This window comes from Ferruginibacter profundus (assembly GCF_054783275.1).
In genome coordinates, this window is sequence record NZ_BAAGQW010000001.1 from 680,723 (window position 1) to 699,206 (window position 18,484).

An 18,484-nucleotide genomic window follows, 5' to 3' on the forward strand; every position below is an offset into this window, starting at 1 on the left:
AAATGAAGAGAATTGAAACTTTAACTTTCTTATTTGTAATTACTTTTTTTACAGGGAACTGTCAACAAAATAGTAATTCAACTCACGTTATGTCAGTTAGTATCCCTTATAATATTTTACTAAAAAATATGGGTGAACCTACTGGATCAGAAATCAAGGAAAATTCATTTTATATGATTTTTTATCACTCTACTCCTTTTCAAAACCTGGAATTATATAGCGTGAGAGAAAAAAATGATACGGTCTATGCCAACCATAAAATCACAAATGCGATGAATATTAAATTCCTTTCGAATGAAGTTAAATCTGATTCAGCGGTTTCTTACCAAACCTTTTTTAGCAGTTATAATAAAAATGATATTAATGAAATAAGACGACTAATTGGAAATTTTAAAATTAAAGACCTAGACAAAACAAAGGGGGAGGTCGAGACTTCCTTGCACGGTGTTTATTTGAGCTTAATGATTTATGACCGAGGAGAATTAATTTCTGTAGATAGGTTGGGTGTCCCTGATAAATGTGAGATTAATTATATAGAATTCTTCAACGTGATCAAACAAAAATATTTTTACTAGTTCTTCCTCAACTCTTCGCCGCTGTAGGTACTCGCAAAACATCCGCAAGCCAACGCTATCACCTGTGATCGCCATCGCCTGATCTCGCCGTTGTTGGTATGTCGGGCAGTCATTAGGGTAATGTTTCATTCGTGTTAGTATTTTTTAAAACCCCCGTCAATAAAGAGTTTCAAAAAAAGAAAGTTTAATTTTGTTAAAAATGGGTGGCATTAAGCCATCCTTTTTTGTTTTCCGGCCTTGCCTTTGATTACATGATAAAAGATCATTTGGGTAATGTACGAATGGTATTAACTGATGAACAGCAGGTAGATCATTACCCCACCGCAACGCTTGAAGGTACAGGCGCAGGCAGCCTCCTGGAAATGGAAAAAACCTATTACGATATACCTAACCCCTCCACCTATGTAGTAGCTAAACCAGCCAATGCCCCTAATTATATAAATGATAACGGTACCAACAACCCCAATACATTTGGTTCGCCAACTGCCAATAGCCAAAAGATGTACCAGTTAAATGGAGCTAGTAATAAAACCGGTCCTAGTATGGTATTAAAGGTAATGGCGGGTGATAAACTGGATCTGCTGGCTAAATCCTGGTACGAATATGCAAGCGGTACGGTAACCAATAATGCGTTTAATGCAGGAGATCTTATAACTGCTTTTTTGGGTACAGGCGCCGCCGCCAATCCTGCGGTGTTGCATGGTGGTACTTATTCTATACTGAATAGCAATACATCCGGTACAGTAACCCCGCTGAGTAACTTTATAACTAATTCCTCCAACACCAATCCTTACAACAATGTAAAAGCAGGTGTATGCTATATATTATTTGATGAGCAATTTAATTTAGTAAGTTGCCAGTTTGATCCTGTATATGTAGATGCTGCAACAGGAGGGCATGGCAGCAGCGGCGGCCCCGGTGGTGGCCTGAAAAACCACGTTATGCAGTATATTAACGTACCCAAAAATGGTTATCTTTATGTTTACTGTAGCAACGAGAGTAATATCAATGTGTTCTTTGATAATTTAGAGGTTATACATACCAGAGGGCAGATTTTAGAGGAAACGCATTATTATCCGTTTGGGTTAACAATGCAGGGGATATCAAGTAAAGCAGCTGATAAGCTGAATAATAAGATTAAATTCGCCAGTAAAGAATTACAATCAAAAGAGTTTTCCGATGGGACTGGGTTAGATTGGACTGACTTTGGAGCTAGGATGTATGATAATCAAATAGGAAGATGGATGAATCCTGATCCACTCTCGGATAAATACTTTCAATTTTCACCGTACCAATATTCAGCAAATAATCCAATTTTGTTTGTCGATAAAGATGGAAAAGACTTTGGAATAATTGTAGACCCAAAAACTAAAACCATTACAATTACTGGCAATTATTATGCGAATAATAATAATACAAACTCCCTTGATAGAACAAAAGCGGCTGTAGAATCTCTTAACAAATTAAGCGGTGATTATTCGTTCAAAACAAAAGGAGGGGACGAGTACAAGATTAATTTTGATTTAAAAGCAATCGATAATGAAGGCCATGATGGTATGGTAAATGATGATCCAATTGGAAATCGACTTTTTGAAGTTAGTGATTTAGGAATGCTCCTAAAGCATGCAAATGGAGAAACTTCTGGTGGAAATACTATCATGGTTGTTGATGAGAGTACATTTAAACGTAGAACCAATGAGGATGGTATTAAATTAGACGAACACGAAATTTTACATACATTGGGTGTGAGCCATAATGCAATGGGTAAATTAGCAGAAAAGTTAAAAATCACTGATAAAACTATTATCGGAATTTTAAAACATGCCAATATGCAAGATGGCGGAAATAAACTTTCAGTAAAAGGAAACAAAAAGTATGCATTAGCTAGTGATAAAAAAGCAAACAAATATGATCAACCTAGTTCTAAAATATCAGATGCAAATGGTGAGCCTGTTAATTTGGAAGGCGAAGTAATTAAAAACAATTAGAGTTCAAAATAAGACAAATGAAAAAAATAATAATATTGATGTTAGCCATAATGATTTCAAGAGTAGCGTTTTGCCAAAATGGTAATAATTCCTCTTCTGTATATATTGATAGTACAATTTATATCATAGCTTCAGTAGAAATGAATGGAAAACTTTATTCTTTTACCGATAAGACATCTAAAGACTATTCACCAAAGTTTATTTTATATTTTTATCCAAATGACAGTCTTAAAACTTTTAGTGTTACTAGCATTAATTTTCAAAAGGGATTTATTTTGGTACCAACTATAAAATTTGAATTTTTAATGTCAAAGCTTGGTAAACAAAACCCGATCACCCTGGAACTTAATAAAGACAAAAAATTAAATAAGGAATCGACTATATTCACTGACACAAAAAATATTAAAGCTGGAAAAGTAAATGAAATAAATTTACACAGTAGATTCTTCATATTTTTCTTAGATGTAAATATTTATAAATCCCTTTTTTGGACTCCTAAAAAAAATAATTTACCCAAATCTGGTTATATTAAACTGATAACACCTGCTTATATAGATAGTTACCTCAATTAGAAACTCGGTAATGTGCCAAACGTGGTGCTGAAAGAATAAAGGTATTACTGGCATTGGATTTTTGAGAAAAAAGTAAATTGGTTTTTTATCATAAACGGGGTAGCTAACAGCTACCCCGTTTATTTTTAGAGGTTTAAAATGGCTGAAATGCAACAAAAAGAACATAGGTGTACTAAACGTGGTGCTGGGGTTTTAGAATGCTTATTGTGCAAGGGTTTTTGCAAAAAGAATGGGAAACAGCATGCGGAAAGAAGCGAGCTGCTGAGGAATAAGGATATCCAGATTTTGTACAGGTTATCTCTAAGGTTATCATTGAACATCGCAATGCTTTGCCTGTCAATACCTGCTGCCCCATCTTTTTCGGTAACTTTAAGATAGCTGTCGTACACCACCCACCTGCTTACTGATTGGTTATGACTTTGCCATTTTCTTTTACAATCCTCCCATTGTTTTAATGGTTGTGATAAAATACTTTTGACCAGATAACCGAAGCCCTTCACTCCATTTCCATTACAGAAACTTCATTGTCACTATGGCTTCGTCCGACGCTTCCTGTTGCTTCTCCCAACTTGGTTGAGATTGAGTTGCAGTATGAACAGTAGAACTTTTGTTGAGCAGTCGCTCTAAAAAAAGCTTCCTGCAATGCTGCTGGCACATCAATAGGGAAGTCTCTCACGTTCCAAATAAAAGCCTGTGTAAAGGTCCTGCCACCTTAATGCCGGTTGTTCTGCAGCCACTAAACAGATTATCCGCCATAGTTAGTCGTATCAAACGTAGGAATCCGATACTTTTAACAACAAGGAGCCGTTTCGACACTTCATCAGCTGGTTTACTTTCGTTCAGCTTCTTTACACTTACCTGTTACTGTTTACACAGCATCTTTACCTGAACGTTCAGCACCATATCTTTTGAATACAGCACCTTCAGGTGGTTTACAAACACTCTCTGCAAAGCGTATGGGGTGGGCCTACCACCATCTTTTATTCAACATTGAAAAGAACTATCTACTCTTTTCATTCGTGACACACCCCTACGGCGGCGAAAAAGGCTAATGATCATTGTTACGTGCTTACTAGCAATTACGAATGGGGCTTTACTGTTTTAGTACTTTATCACTTATACTTCCCTGCCAATATTTCGTCAACTTCATTTCTCAAATTACTTGAAATTTTTTGGTCGCTTTTTATTCTATTAAGTAAATTAACAACGTCAACGTTCTTGTAATTATCTCTATAGATATATTTTCTCCCAAAATTGGGGGATATGGCTTCAAACATTTCGACATTTGCAATTTTTCCACTTTTAAACAATGTGAAAATTGTATCACAAAAACCAATGTACTGTTTCAATGGTAAATTTTGCATAGCCCAAATACACTTTGTGATACAAACTGGAGAATATTTCAAAGTATCTTCAAATTTCTCTGTTTTGAGAAATGAGATCACATCATAATAATAAAATTTACTGTGATTATACACTTCCGTAAAAGCTGTATCGTTGTACATTTGTTCACTGAACTCAATAGTTCGCCACTCTTTCTTTCCTGATTTTATCATTAATTCATCAAAGTTTTTTTTTTGATAATCAGAATTACAACCAGTAAACATACCTATGTTAAAAATTAAAGAAATTATGATTTTGATAAAAGTATTTTTTTTCATTAATTTTCAGTATAAATGTCATTCAATAAAAGCTAGTAACTTGGGTCATATCGCCTAAATAGAACATGCGATTTTTTCCCCATATCCCTTGTATCTGTATCAGGTCTAAAACCAAAATCGTTCATTGTAAGTGTCTCCCCTCTATCTTTAGGATTTCCAGTAACTATCCTTAACAATGCAACGCTTATTGTATTGCCATAATTAGCAACAACCCCAACATGCCCAGTGGCTCCATGCCCTGTGACCTGTTCAGCTACAACATCACCACTTGAAGGATCCTCGCCTGGTTTCAAAGGCCTCCAATGGGGAATTCTAAAATCTGGATCAGCCCATTGACCTGCGCTAGGTGGAAAAAATCCCATTTTTCTAAAAGAAAAAATTGCTTCTGGATCTCCGCCTGCTGCTTTAGCCATATCATAAACGAATTTATTACACTTTTCATTTCCCGCCCCAATATTATCTTTCTTCACTCCATAATCCCATCCATGAGGATTATTAAACAACGCAGTTATTGCGTTCATTGCAACTTTTAGCCTTACATGTTCTGGATCCTCTGGATCTTCAATCTTCTTAAAATTATCACCATCTTTTTTACTCCTTCTTTCTTCCCAAGATTGCGTTGTTTTAATAATAGAAACAGCGTCAGCACCTGTGAATTTCGTACCTCCATTAATTTCTACGACATCCATTCCATCAGGGTCAATAAAACGAACCGGATTATTCAACGCGTAGTTATAAGGTGTTGATCTTCTATTTACCTCAGCTAATGGATCTAATATTTGCCATCGTCCAAGTTGGTCATCATAAAATCTTGCCCCGTAATCATATTCCAATAAACTACTACCATCACTAAACTCTTGTATCTGCTCTTCTTTTCCATTATACTTAAAGTGATTAGTAAGTCCCCCCGCCGCCTTACTACTAATCCCCTGCATTGTTAACCCAAACGGATAATAATAAGTCTCTTACAGATAACAATCTCGCCTCCTGCTCAAGCGATATATAGGTTTTTTACTTTTAGAAATTTCAATGTAAATTGAGTTTCGCATATGAGTATTGAATATTTCTTCACATTTTTTCGCATCGCTATAAATAGACAAATAATTTTGACAATTAGCGTCGATCTTAACGAAATTGCCACTGTTTTGTTTCTGAAGGTTTTGTTTAATTTTATTAAAGACCTCCATTGCTTGATTGTAAAAAGCTGAATCCTCAATATAATCCCCAACTTTGACTAAATAATACCCTTTAGAACTAAAGCATTTTTTTATTTCTTTTTCAGATATTTTTATTTTCAAATTACTGATATCAAAAGAATCAACTGGAATAAAATTTTTAATTGCAATGTCATACTTCAAATTCTTATTCATGCTCTTTAACGTTTCATAAAATACATTTTGACTATGCAAATCTGAAAAACAGAATACAAATAAAATAAACAAAATAAATTTAGCTTGTTTCATAATGGTTTATTTTTTATCTTTTTCAACTGTGCTTTTGTATGCTAATTTATCAAATTCAGTTTTCCATGCCGCTTGCTTCTCTTTGGTATCATATTCTTTTTTAAATGCTTCTGTATCTTGTAATCCTGCCCAACTTAAAACATTAATTTGCTCCTTGCTAAAGCCTGATTTCGTATTATGATTATAATCGGTTAGTGCAGAAACAATTTGGTCACGAAATTTTGTAGCTATTAATTCATGGTCTTCAGGATCATTTCTTCCCTGTTCAAATCCAGCTACCCCTTCACCTCTTTGATTTAAAATGAATGCATGTAAGGCTTCGTGAATTACAACACCTGCAAGTGCAATATCTGAACCTGAATAGCTGTATGTATAATCTGGTGACACAGCAAGTTTTTCTTTTCGACCTTCTGAATTCTGTGAATTAAAAATTGTATACGATGATTTCAATGTTCCTGGTTCGTGTGGTGTGTCACCCCATATTTGAGGATCTCCTAAGCTTTTAGAATAAAGTGAATAATTTGCTTTAGAACCTTCAAAAGGGCTGAGTGCTTTTTTCATAGCCGTAGTATTTCTCATGTCACTAAATATCTTTTTCATCCGTGTATCTAAAGTCTTATCAATGATTTCATTACCATCAGGATCAATAAAGCGAATTGGGTTATTTATTGCATAATTGTAAGGAGAAAAACTTGTGTATTTCATCGACTTATTATCTTGCACAAACCATCTTCCTATTTACCCATCAAACATTCTTGCTCCATAATCCGTCCATTCTAAACCGCTCCGCCGCTGTAGGTACTCGCCAAATATCCGCAAGCGAACTCTAACACCCGTAATCGCCATCGCCTGGTCTTCGACCAGCGATGATGCACTAAAAAGAGGTTGCAAAATTGCCATAGCATAGTAAAATAAAAACAACTTACCCTTCCTCCGGCGTTGGTAATGCCGCTTTTCGCTGCTTCTTCGATAATTGTCTGGATTTTAACCAGCGGCGCATGGACCTTCGATTACCCGAAATAGCAACAAGATAAAAAGAAGTTAATTTTAACATCCAAGAAATACCCGGACAATAAAAACTGCTACATTCCCATTCATTGCAGGCACATAAAATAATTAGTCTGCCAATTAATTTGTAGGCATTCAAAGATTATCCATCTCATTAAAATATAATTTTATAAATATGAATAATAATAATAATCCTCAGGATGTATACGCAAGCCGACTTTAACAGTGTTGTAATAGATGTATTCCAGCTTTTTCATTTAAATGGCTTTCGGAAGCAACTCAATACTTAATGATTCCCATTCCCTGTATTGGTAATCACGATCGTATTTATTTGCTTTATAGGCTTCAAGTGCTGCTGCATCTTCATGGGCATTCAGACTTTTAAATTGTTTGGTATTATGCGTCATCATGGAGGTTTGTATGTCGGAAGGTGTAAAGGAAAAAGAGTGCGACCATATCAAATGAAAATGATTGCTCATAACGACGAAAGCATAGTAAATGTTTTTTTTAATCAATAATGGTGGCATTAAAAAACTGCAGATAGTTGTTGGGGTACGACTGACTCATTTTATTTTGTTGCACTTAGCATTTTATGCTGACGGCTAAGCCCTGAGCGGCGGCGGAATTGTTTGAAATCCAGTAAGCAAGGAAAATCGCTTCTTTATGCTTTTCATTAAAGCTGTTAAATAACATTGATTAGGTTAAGTTAAATAGACTAAAATAAAACATCCTTGTATCACGAAACATACTTTAGATTGAGGATAGGTCTTAGTTCTGGAACCAATGAGATTGATCCCTAAATCTTTACCATATTTTAAAATTTGCCTCCCTGTTTTCACTTCTAATGGTAGGCTGTTGCTTGTTTTTACTAATAATTGGGACCTCACTTAAAATATAATCTTTCAATCTACTAACAGTAATTGTTTCAAATTTTTTAATCGCATTTAATAAACCTTGTGTAAAAAATCCGTGTTTAAATTGTGCGGATTCCTGAGATTCGGCATTCCCGGAAGAAGCGGAGATAACAGTTGCTCCTGTTCCCCTGCCTACATAACTGAAGAGCTCTTCCATAATCTGACTGGTTGTGGTATTCAGGTCAGTAAATGATTTAGCCTGGGCATCAATAATACCACTGTAACAGGCATCTATAAGAAACAATTTGTTACGGGCAGGAACAACATCCAGTAGCTCCTCTAAAGCTTCATAGGAAATCGCCTTTCCCTCGACATGTGCAAAATCAATGGTAGTCATCGTACTAGTTGGAAAATAATATTTCCCGTCTTTGCCCATTGCACCATGGCCCGAATATGCGATTATGACTTTATCGTTTACCCCAAGTACTGATAATTTTTTTTTGAGCCTTTTCAGATTACTTACGTTAAAATCATTGTTGAAAAGAGTATCAATTATGAACCTATTCCCGGATTTATTTTGCAGGCCTGTAATTACAGACCGAATATCATCTAAGGGGAATTTAAGATTATTGTGAAGAGCATCAGCATATTTGTTTACTGCAATGCCAATAAAATAAATTTTTGACGCAGGAGTTATGACAGGAGCATAGTTTACGTATAGTGGATAACGGTAGTTTTCAAGACCATTAGAATTTGTAACTGAGGTTTCTATTTTATTTTTGCCATCCGTCAATAGAACTGTTATTGTGGTGTCATAAGGTTTATTACCCGGCCGGTTAATTCGCAACCCCCTTGATCCAAACAGCGGTACTTCATTCACCCATAAGTTAAAATTAATCAAAGGAGATTTGTATGAACTGGCATGTATCCGGAGTTTGATATTCTGCTGGTGTTGATTGTAACTGATCAGTTCTTTATTAATTATTTCGGCTTCAGGCAATGTTGTATTATCTGTAAAAGAGTTCGGGCTAAGGTGATATCTTTCTAGTCTATTTAGATAGGTTTGCTGGTAGGCATCAATCAATAAATTATTTTTATTCCCAAGTGACTGTAATATAATGTCGGGCCTGTTATATTTAAGATCAAGTTGTTCAAAACCAATAAAGTTAAGATGATTATCTACGTAATGAAGTTGTTTAATACTTTCCTTGCTACCAGCATAATATCCTTTAGGATTTAATATTAAAAAATCATGTTCGTCTATCGATATTAACGTGAATAATAAATCTCCTGTAAATGTGTTCCAAACCTTTATAGTATTATCATCCGAGGCTGTGATCACTTTTTTACCATCCGGACTAAATGAAGCAGTGCTGAGATAGTTAGCGTGGCCACTCAAAGTAGCTACCAATTTACCATTTGAGGTTTGCCACACTTTGGCTGTTTTGTCCTCAGATGCTGTTACAATATACTCACCGTCGTTGCTGAAAGTTGCAGAGTAGATAGCCCCAGTATGGCCACTTAATAAATGCAGAGAATCCCTTGTTTTTGCATTCCAGAGTATTGCATTTTTTCCAAAATAGGCAGTTGCGATATACTTCCCATCAGGACTGTAAGATGCTGTTGAAATAAAATCATCATGCTGTAGTGCAAATTCAAGCTTGCCGGAAACTGCATTGTAACTCAGCGCACTATTATACGTAGCTACCAATAAATTTTGATTCTTGTCTAAGCTTGCCGACAGGACAGCATATGGAAATGCCAAAGAGTCAACCTTCTTGCTACTATAAGAACTGTACACTTTTGCAAATCCGTACATCTTTTCTTTTGCAGTATCCTTATTTTGCCAATCGCCAATGGATGGTGATAGGTCGTAATCATTATAGCCTCCAACAATTACATATTTCCCGTCTAAGCTGAATGAAACAGAATAGGGGTGATCAATATAAGTATTAACGTCATACATTATTTCTTTCAAAAATGTACTCCAGATTTTCAAACGACCATTATTTGATACTGTTGCTATGAATTGTCCATCCGTACTGAATTGAGAAGATGAAATAATTCCGTTTTTCCCATCTAAATCATATAATAATTTACCGGATTCACTGTCCCATACTTTTACCGTTTGGAAAGAAGTGCCTAAAATAAACTGCCCATCCGGACTAAAAGAACAAAATTTAGTGATATTACTATGGCCTTCAAATGTCTGAATGTTTTCTCCACTATTTAGATCCCAAAGTTTGCAGCTCAAATCAAAGGAAGACGATAAAAGATATAAACTATCAAAGCTGAAATTAATTGAACTGATATAGCCTTTATGGCCCTCGAGTCGATGAATAAGCTTCCCGTTTTTAGTATCCCATATTCTGATATAACCATCATAGGATGTGGTAGCAGCATATTTACTATCAGGGCTAAATTTGGCCGAAATAAAATCCTGGCCGTCAGCTTTTTCTTTTTTATCAACCCTGTATCCTTCCTTATTTAAATTGTAAAGTAAGCGGCCATTATCTGCGTCCCATATTTTAGGAATATCATCGTCTGAAGCGCTGATTATATATTTTCCATCAGGGCTAAAATTTGCCATACGGCAATATGCCGTATGGCCCTTCAAAGTATTCAATGCTTTGCCAGATCGGGCATCCCAAATGATTATAGTGCTATCTAAAGATGCAGTTACTATTTTATTTTCGTCTGGGCTAAATTCGGCAGAACTTACAACATTAGAGTGACCAATCAGTGCAAAAAGTTCTTTTTTTTTAACAATATCCCATACCCTGGCAGTATTATCACGTGATGCGGTTAGTAATTTTTTGCCGTCGTGGCTGAAATGAGCAGACTTAACCAAGTCTTTGTGATGAAAGATTGCAATTGAGTCTCCGTTATAGGCATTCCACACAATCACCGTTCCATCTCCCGCAGCACTTACAATCCTTTTTCCATCTGAACTAAATTCAACATAATTTATTAAGTCTTTATGCCCCTTTAATTGCAAAATGCTTTTACCAGTTTCAACATCAATTAATATAGCAATACTGTTAGTATAATGCGCACCTTCCATTTCTGCCTGGCCTATGATTATTTTTTTTCCATCAGGACTAAAGCTTGCTGAAGTTGCCATACCCTTTAAGTTTGCAAAGTTGCATAATAAACCTCCTGTTCTTGTATTCCATATTTTAACCGTTTTGTCATCTGAACAAGTCAGAATTTTCTTTCCATCCTTACTGAAGCAGGCATTGTTTATTTTTTGCGTATGCCCATATGGCAGCATGAGATTGGGGAATTGTGAAAAAGTAAACAGAGGCGTTAGGCAAATGATTACAAAAAAAAGTTTAGACATAATTAAGTTTTATACGAAATAGAGGAGAGGCGGAATCTTTGTAACTGGATCGACTGATAAAATAAGCGATAGAAAAGTTTACTATTTCTTCATCAATTCGACGGCTTCTTTTTTATAGTCAAAATCTGGCTTAAAATCTGATCCACCGATTTTTTGAGCTATTTCAAAATCTGTAATAGCCTCAGCATATTTTTCCGTCAGGAAATAGGCAAGCCCTCTTGAATAATAAGCCCTATAATCGTAATTATTTTTCTGTATGTATCTCGAAAATGCAGCTGCGGCTAAATCGAATTTTTTAAACTTCATATTTAAAACAGCGATATCGTTAAGATAAATACTCAATGGGAATAGCTGGTAGCACTTGTTGAAATCATTAAGTGCATTTGTATAATCATCCGTATCGGTATAAACCATTGCCCTTTGCCGAACGTAATTTCCATTTTTAGGCGCCAACCTTATAGCTTGCGTATAATCACCAATAGCCTTCGGGTATAATTTGAGAGAGCTATAGCAGGACGCTCTTTCTGCAAATGCATTATGATTTGAGGAATCTTTCAGTAATACTTTTGTAAACAAAATTGATGCTTCCTTATAATTTCCCTTGTTTTTGGCGGCCAGACCTGAACTATAATAAACTTCACTGCTATCTTGTGCTAAACAAAATGCGACGTTAAAAAACAAAAAGGAAAGCAATATTTTTTTCATGATAAATTCAATTTATGTTTGATTAATAGTCGAAAGTCCATTTTTGAATTGCATTTACCATACTTTAAAATTTGCCTCACGGTTTTCGCTTCTTACTGTTGGCCGTTGAACGAGGTTACTGATTTGTGGCACTTGGTCCAGTAAATAATTTTTAAGACTGGAAACGGATATTGTATTAAATTCCTTAATTGCGTTAAGCATTACTTGAATAAAAAAACCATGCTTCAACTTATCCGACTCCTGCGATTTAGAATCGCCTGAAGAGGAGGCAAGAATAGTGGCACCATTGCCTCTGCCAACATACGTAAACAATTCTTCCATGATTTGTGTAGTGGTTGTACTATCTAGCACAGTTTCTGCTTTGGGGTCAACAATACCGCTGTGGCAGGCGTCAATGAGAAATAATTTATTACGTGCAGAAGTATTATCTAATATTTGCTCAATTGCTTCATATGAAATAGCCATTGATTCCGGATTTGTAAAATCCCGTGCGTTCATAGACGAAGTTGGGAAATAATATTTGCCGTCTTTTCCTAAAATGCCATGTCCGGAGTAAACAAGAATGATCCGGTCATTAATTTCTGCATTTGCAAGTTTTTCTTTTAAAAAAAATATATTGTTAATAGTGAAATTGTTATTAAACAAGGTATCAACAATTAACTGGTTACCCAATTTGGCGCTTAAGCTAGTCACCAGCGACCGGATATCTTCTAAAGAATATTTAAGATTGTTATGCAATGGGTCAGCATATTTATTTACACCAATGCCAATAAACCATGTTTTGGGTTCCTTCTTTTTAGTTGAAGTGTAATTTAGGTATAAAGGATAACGATAACTTTCAATACCTGAGGCATTATAAACTGAGACTTCAATTTTGTTTCTGCCATCTGATAATTTTATGGAGAAGCTGGTATCAAAAGTATGTTTGGCATCAGCTTTTATACTTATTCCAGTTGATGAAAATAGTGGTACTTCATTTACCCAAACATTAAACCTACTTAATGGAGACTGTTTAAAAGCAGCCTTAATATGTAGATGCATACTTTCATTTTGCTGATTAATGCTTATCTGATCTCGTTCAAGAATTTCCACTTCGGGTACTTCAATATTATTTTCAATTGCGTTAATATCCATTTTGTATCTGGCTAAACGATTAGTATATGTCTTGTGATAGGCATTTATTAGAGCTTTGTCTTTGCTACCCAGTGCTTCTAAAATCAGGTCAGGCCTGTTATATTTAAGGTCAAGTTGCTCAAAGGAAATAATCTCTTCGTTATTGCTGACATAGTGTAATAAAGCGGCAGCATTTTTTGAACATTTATAATACCCCTTATTATTAAGGATGATCCATTCGGTACTGTCGAGGTATAAAAGATTAAGGGAATCATGGGTTATGTTATTAACTATTGTTTTTAATTTGGTGTCAGGTTCAATTGTGCTTAAAGCTGAACTAGAGATGTTTAAGATTCCCCCTGTTACATTTTGTGTATTCTTATTTGCAGCTAAAATATTAAAATCTTCAAGGCCAGAAGACCTGTAATCATTATTGATAACCTGTAGCTGTTTGTTTTGGGAAATAGTTTCCATTGTTATGGGGATTCTGGTGCCATTAATTACCAGGTCACTGAACCACCTTTGTCCCATGAAGCCAGTAGCCGTTGCTAAATTGAATGCAGGCAAATAGACAACTATAGGCTTATCTTTTTTAGCATTACTGTTTAAACTATCTATGGGGTTTGCAAACATTGTTTTCATCATCTTATTAAATTGAGTATCACCCGCCTGTGCCATATATTTTTTAGACTCACCAAGCAAAACATTGATTACATCTAATCTTTTAGATAATTCTTTTGCAGTTTCAGCATAAGAAGCCAGGTAAATATCATTCGTTGAGAAAAACATTCTTTTAGTTTCCATTAAATGTCCTGTTAATGAAAACATTTCTATTCCTTTATTATCAAAAATAGTTGTCTTATTTTCATTCGTACATAATAAATAATTACCGTGTGGGGAAAAATGAACATTTTTTAAACTGAAGTCCTTTGGTACTTTAAAGGATGAGACTTCCTCGTGCGTAGTAAAATTCCATATTTGCATAAAAGATTCAGCATCTCGATTATTTATGCCATTTCTTATTTTACGGTTAGAGCTAAGACAATATAAGAATTTCCCATTAGCTGAAATTTGTACGTCGTCGACATAATCTGATGCTTTTGCAATTAAACTATCAACCGGGTTTGCCGAACTAATACTCCAGATGAATACTTTGTTTTTGGAAGAGGTTACAAAAGTACTACTGCTGGCTGCAGAAGTTATTTGCCTGATTCGTTCGTTTGGCAATATGCTCCATTGTGGTTTGTGGTCATCAGAGACGTTCCAAATATCAATAACAGGCTGCTCATCTTCTCGGGATAAGGTTTTCTCCCTAAGAGAAATAAAATACAGTTTACCATTAACATTTATAAAGTTGATCTTGGTTTTACGAAAGGTTCCTGACCTATTATCAAAATTCTCCCCAATATCAAAGGTTCTTAACACCTTATCATTTTTCAAATCATATAAAGTTACTTTTTCTGTTTCAAATATTTTTTCTGGCTCCGCTAAAGGCAACAAGTTTACATTTTTAGGTACTGTTGTAAAACCTGGTACAAGAAGCATATCATCCCTCGGCAGGAATTCAAAACCCTTTTTACCGTAAAATGGCAATTCTTTAACCAGTTTACCTGTTCTAATACTCCATAAAGTGTATTTTAGATTAGTGGACAGATTAGTCCCACTTGCTATAAGAAGTAATCTTGAATCAGGCGATATTTTCAGGTCACGTACCGGACTGTTAATAAATAATACACGTATTTCCTTTCCTGTTCTTGCATCCCAGGCGATGGCTGTCTTATCAGAGCTTCCCGTAATAATATATTTTCCATCTGCCGAAATGTCTACAGCCGTTATTTGAGCTGAGTGACCGAGCGGTATAGTTACTTTACCGATATTATTTTGGCCATAGCTAAGATATTGAAATAAAAAAATATAAGGCAACAGGCAGATTGACTTATATCTTAGATTATTAAGATTCATACAATATTTTAAATTAAAGTATTCCATTTTTAATATAAGATCTCTTAAAAATATAAAAATTTCCTATATTTAAATAGTAAATAAAGACTATTTAATATTTATGCGAAAATTTCCTGTTTTTTTAAGTTTGGTATTTTTTTATATTAGTGCTCATGCACAGGGACCAATTCAATTAATTAAATATGATAGCAAAGCATGTGTTAAAAGCGAGAAAGTTATTAAGGAAAAAATAGCAAAATGTAAAAATATAGATTCCGCTGAGCATATCTTGAAAAGGGAGTGTGGCTTTACTCCTGGGAATATGTATGTATTATTTTGCCGTGATTGTATGACTAAGGATATGATCAGAAAATCATCAATCGGTAAACTATTCCCTGCAATAGATAAAGATAATATGCATGGATTAAACTCAAAAGGGGATAATAAAATTAATTCTCTTTTGCAATTAAGAGAAACAGTTGCGGATAGTCTTTCTGTTTTCGATAGCCTGCAGCTTGACATATTTAATATGCCACCTGCCGATAAGAATAGGGCGCAAACTATTTTCTTTAAAATACAGGGCGGCGGTCAAAAATATTTTCCAAAGTATGATAAAAAAAACGGGTTAATAATTGTTAAAAAGGAAATATTTGGGGATACAATAAGCTACCAATACGGTTTGAATGCTTTTTATCTTGATAATGGCGAAGAAAAACTGATTCCCGGAACATTTTACTTGTTTTTTTTGAACTCATCAGAAAAAGAAGAGCTGGCCTTGATTGCCAGAGAACTAAAGGAATGTGACGATACTGTTTTTACGGATTCAACTGGTATTGCTTATCTTGAAAATGCCATATGCGGCAAATACAAAAAAGTTGATAGGGAGAGTCTTGCTCTATGGATGCTAAAATGTAAATTATGATTAAGAAAAATCCATTCAGGCAATATCCTTTTTGGGTGATGATTTTTTTTATTGCCCTTTTTTTATGTTGGCTTTCCCTTTACGCTTTCAGGCTTTCGTGGTTAACAAAACCCGAAGAGAAGGTGGTTCAAACATCTACTGAGGTTAAAAAATTTATTAACGAGCATATTTTTCCAGGAAGCATTTATGATGAAGATTTTATAAGTAAAAATTTCATCCTGATTAATACAACTGAAGATGCTGGTCTTGCCAGAATACCTGCAAAGGATGAGGGGGCAGCGGGTATCACATCAATAACAGATAGAGGCAAACTTGCCGAACTGTTCAAATGGCTGGTTGAGAACGATAGTCTTTATAAAATTGCTGTGTGCGACCTTAAGTTCTCGGATTCATCAATTGTTGGCAGCGCAGATTCAACTTTACAAAAGTATATTAAGCTATTGCTCAGAAAAGAAAAGCCGAAAATAATTTTCGCCGGTCAGTTTGAGGGGAATGCTTTCGAAAAATCAATTTTTGAAGATATAAATCAAAATCCGGGTCTGACTGGTAATACGCATTATACAAATAGAGGGGGAGGGTTTATTGAATACACGCTGTCAAGTAATAATAATACTGTAAAAAGCCTGCCGCTTCTTTTATATGAAAAAGTGAATGGTAATTATGTGAGCGATGGCCGGCTTTTAAAAATTGGTGATCGGGAGGGGCCAATGGGCCTTATTAAATTAAATAAACCAGACGGGCATTTTGAAAGAGTATGGAATACATTTACGCCAGAAATATTATTTGATAATGAATCAATCGATAGTCTCGTGACTTTTGAAAATTCAGTAATGAGGGAAGGGAAACTCCCTTCTAAAATAAGGCTTGGTACGGCAGCAGAAGAAGGATATCTTTCCTATTTGTGTAGCAGTAACCGACAGAAAATAATTTTTATTGGCGCATTTGGCGGGGGGCACAATGATACACACGAAACCTTGTATGGCCAAACAGATGGTTCTGTTATATTGCTCAATATTTATTATAGCCTTGCAACAGGTAAAAACAGTATTAAGGGATTCTTTCTATTGTTTTTGTTTTTTATTTTTTTCTTAATTGCAATTGATATTGTATTTACTGGTTACTTCAATAATATATTTTATTATATAGTATGTATTACGTTATTACTTGGAATTCCCAAAATACTTTTGGATGCCCTGGGGCTCATTTCTGGAGTCTTTAAAACAGCTTCTAAGGAATATGTAAAATGGTTAAAAGAAGAGTCCCGGTATTTTATTTTAATAATAACGGCAATTATCGCAAATGTATTTTTTAACCGAATTATAAATATAGTTATTATAGCTTTGGCTATTTTAATACTTCACAAGCTATTCAGGTATCTTTATGGAAAAAAGGCAAGGCAATTTGAAGCAGTATAAAAATTGCAAATAATTAAAAGAACACAGACTTACATAAGTTAAGTGTTTAAAAATCAAACAATCTTACATTTAACTTTACTACTATTTGTCATGGATTCCCAATTAATTTAACTGTATTTGAGGCATACTAAATACATGTATAATTTTAAGCCGAAATTGATTGTCTAAAAGGTTTAAAATGATAAGTCAGTTATTTAAAAAAATAAGCAGAGTCCTGACCTTCCTTCGTTTCTGCATCAAAATCAAATAATTCATTTGCGAAATAATAGGTTGATGAAACATTTTGAATTTTAATTCAAAAACATGCTTTTTTTATTTACAATTATTATAATAGATTTGAAATAGACAATCAATAAAATACTTACTACATAATGTTTTTTAATGATTAATATTTAATCATGTAATAGGGTAGTGGTAGTTGTTATATGTCGGCAGATAGCGTTATATAAAATTTCGATAATAATAATGAATTACAATTATACGTGCATTTGTTTATACTGTGGTGAAATATATAATGCCAATCGCTCTACTTCAAAATAATGTTGTGCAAATCATCGTTCATTATATGCCGTAAATAGGCCACAAATAAATAAAAGTATTGTAATAAGGAAGGCGTATATAAAGATTATTATAGTTTTTTCCGAAGTTTATATGTTGTTACAGGAAATAAAGATGCATGGTCCCAGGACTATCCTGAATTTGAAATGATACATAAATATTATTATGACGGCCATTTACCAACCGGCACTGAATTGTTATTAATAAGCGGCTTTATTGTACGTAAGAGATTTCTCGGCCCTCGTTTTGTTGAATTTATTTCAATAAAGCCAATGGAGCCACTAACCAAACATGAAAAAGCAAGTTGCAGGATATTGAAAGGTGGGTATTATTTTGCGGATGAAGTAAATTGATAAACAATCTAAA

General features: G+C 34.6%; 13 protein-coding genes and 1 pseudogene. 6 read left to right on the forward strand and 8 right to left on the reverse strand.

Annotated features, from left to right (window positions below):
* Nucleotides 1-2 precede the first annotated feature (2 nt).
* The 3 genes from ACYVM0_RS02630 to ACYVM0_RS02640 all read left to right on the forward strand — a co-directional run bounded on the left by ACYVM0_RS02630 (nucleotide 3) and on the right by ACYVM0_RS02640 (nucleotide 3,135).
* Nucleotides 3-575 carry a hypothetical protein gene (locus ACYVM0_RS02630; protein WP_460552047.1) on the forward strand — a complete coding sequence of 191 codons (573 nt, stop codon included), beginning with the start codon at nucleotides 3-5 and terminating at the stop codon, nucleotides 573-575.
* A gap of 203 nt (nucleotides 576-778) precedes the next feature.
* A complete protein-coding gene (locus ACYVM0_RS02635; RefSeq protein ID WP_460552049.1) occupies nucleotides 779-2,563 on the forward strand; it encodes an RHS repeat domain-containing protein in 1,785 nt (594 codons plus the stop codon).
* Between the two features lie 17 nt (nucleotides 2,564-2,580).
* Entirely contained in the window at nucleotides 2,581-3,135 is a 555-nt protein-coding gene (locus ACYVM0_RS02640; protein ID WP_460552052.1) for a hypothetical protein, read from the forward strand.
* A 1,112-nt stretch (nucleotides 3,136-4,247) separates the two neighbouring features.
* Here the strand turns inward: ACYVM0_RS02640 and ACYVM0_RS02645 are convergent.
* From ACYVM0_RS02645 to ACYVM0_RS02680, 8 genes and pseudogenes are all read right to left on the reverse strand, one after another.
* Complete coding sequence (locus ACYVM0_RS02645; protein WP_460552054.1) at nucleotides 4,248-4,796, reverse strand: hypothetical protein; 549 nt, start codon at nucleotides 4,794-4,796, stop codon at nucleotides 4,248-4,250.
* Nucleotides 4,797-4,828: 32 nt separating this feature from the next.
* Nucleotides 4,829-5,740 (reverse strand): annotated as a pseudogene (locus ACYVM0_RS02650) (RHS repeat-associated core domain-containing protein); the annotation flags it as partial.
* A 21-nt stretch (nucleotides 5,741-5,761) separates the two neighbouring features.
* Nucleotides 5,762-6,259: a hypothetical protein gene (locus ACYVM0_RS02655; RefSeq protein ID WP_460552057.1), complete on the reverse strand. Its 498-nt coding sequence runs from the start codon at nucleotides 6,257-6,259 to the stop codon at nucleotides 5,762-5,764.
* Between the two features lie 6 nt (nucleotides 6,260-6,265).
* Complete coding sequence (locus ACYVM0_RS02660; RefSeq protein ID WP_460552060.1) at nucleotides 6,266-6,964, reverse strand: hypothetical protein; 699 nt, start codon at nucleotides 6,962-6,964, stop codon at nucleotides 6,266-6,268.
* 560 nt (nucleotides 6,965-7,524) lie between these two features.
* Complete coding sequence (locus ACYVM0_RS02665) at nucleotides 7,525-7,746, reverse strand: hypothetical protein (protein ID WP_460552063.1); 222 nt, start codon at nucleotides 7,744-7,746, stop codon at nucleotides 7,525-7,527.
* A 325-nt stretch (nucleotides 7,747-8,071) separates the two neighbouring features.
* Nucleotides 8,072-11,464: a caspase family protein gene (locus ACYVM0_RS02670; RefSeq protein ID WP_460552065.1), complete on the reverse strand. Its 3,393-nt coding sequence runs from the start codon at nucleotides 11,462-11,464 to the stop codon at nucleotides 8,072-8,074.
* Nucleotides 11,465-11,545: 81 nt separating this feature from the next.
* Nucleotides 11,546-12,169 (reverse strand): tetratricopeptide repeat protein, encoded by a 624-nt coding sequence (locus tag ACYVM0_RS02675; RefSeq protein WP_460552068.1) that lies wholly within the window; start codon nucleotides 12,167-12,169, stop codon nucleotides 11,546-11,548.
* Nucleotides 12,170-12,223: 54 nt separating this feature from the next.
* Entirely contained in the window at nucleotides 12,224-15,244 is a 3,021-nt protein-coding gene (locus ACYVM0_RS02680) for a caspase family protein (RefSeq protein WP_460552071.1), read from the reverse strand.
* A gap of 100 nt (nucleotides 15,245-15,344) precedes the next feature.
* On the opposite strand from ACYVM0_RS02680, the gene ACYVM0_RS02685 reads away from it, so the two are divergent.
* The 3 genes from ACYVM0_RS02685 to ACYVM0_RS02695 all read left to right on the forward strand — a co-directional run bounded on the left by ACYVM0_RS02685 (nucleotide 15,345) and on the right by ACYVM0_RS02695 (nucleotide 18,471).
* A complete protein-coding gene (locus ACYVM0_RS02685) occupies nucleotides 15,345-16,145 on the forward strand; it encodes a hypothetical protein (RefSeq protein ID WP_460552074.1) in 801 nt (266 codons plus the stop codon).
* The gene (locus tag ACYVM0_RS02690; protein WP_460552076.1) at nucleotides 16,142-17,560 is read left to right on the forward strand and encodes a hypothetical protein; all 1,419 of its coding nucleotides are present in this window, start codon (nucleotides 16,142-16,144) and stop codon (nucleotides 17,558-17,560) included. Before ACYVM0_RS02685 ends, ACYVM0_RS02690 begins: the two co-directional genes overlap by 4 nt.
* A gap of 704 nt (nucleotides 17,561-18,264) precedes the next feature.
* Nucleotides 18,265-18,471: a hypothetical protein gene (locus ACYVM0_RS02695; protein ID WP_460552079.1), complete on the forward strand. Its 207-nt coding sequence runs from the start codon at nucleotides 18,265-18,267 to the stop codon at nucleotides 18,469-18,471.
* Nucleotides 18,472-18,484 lie beyond the last annotated feature (13 nt).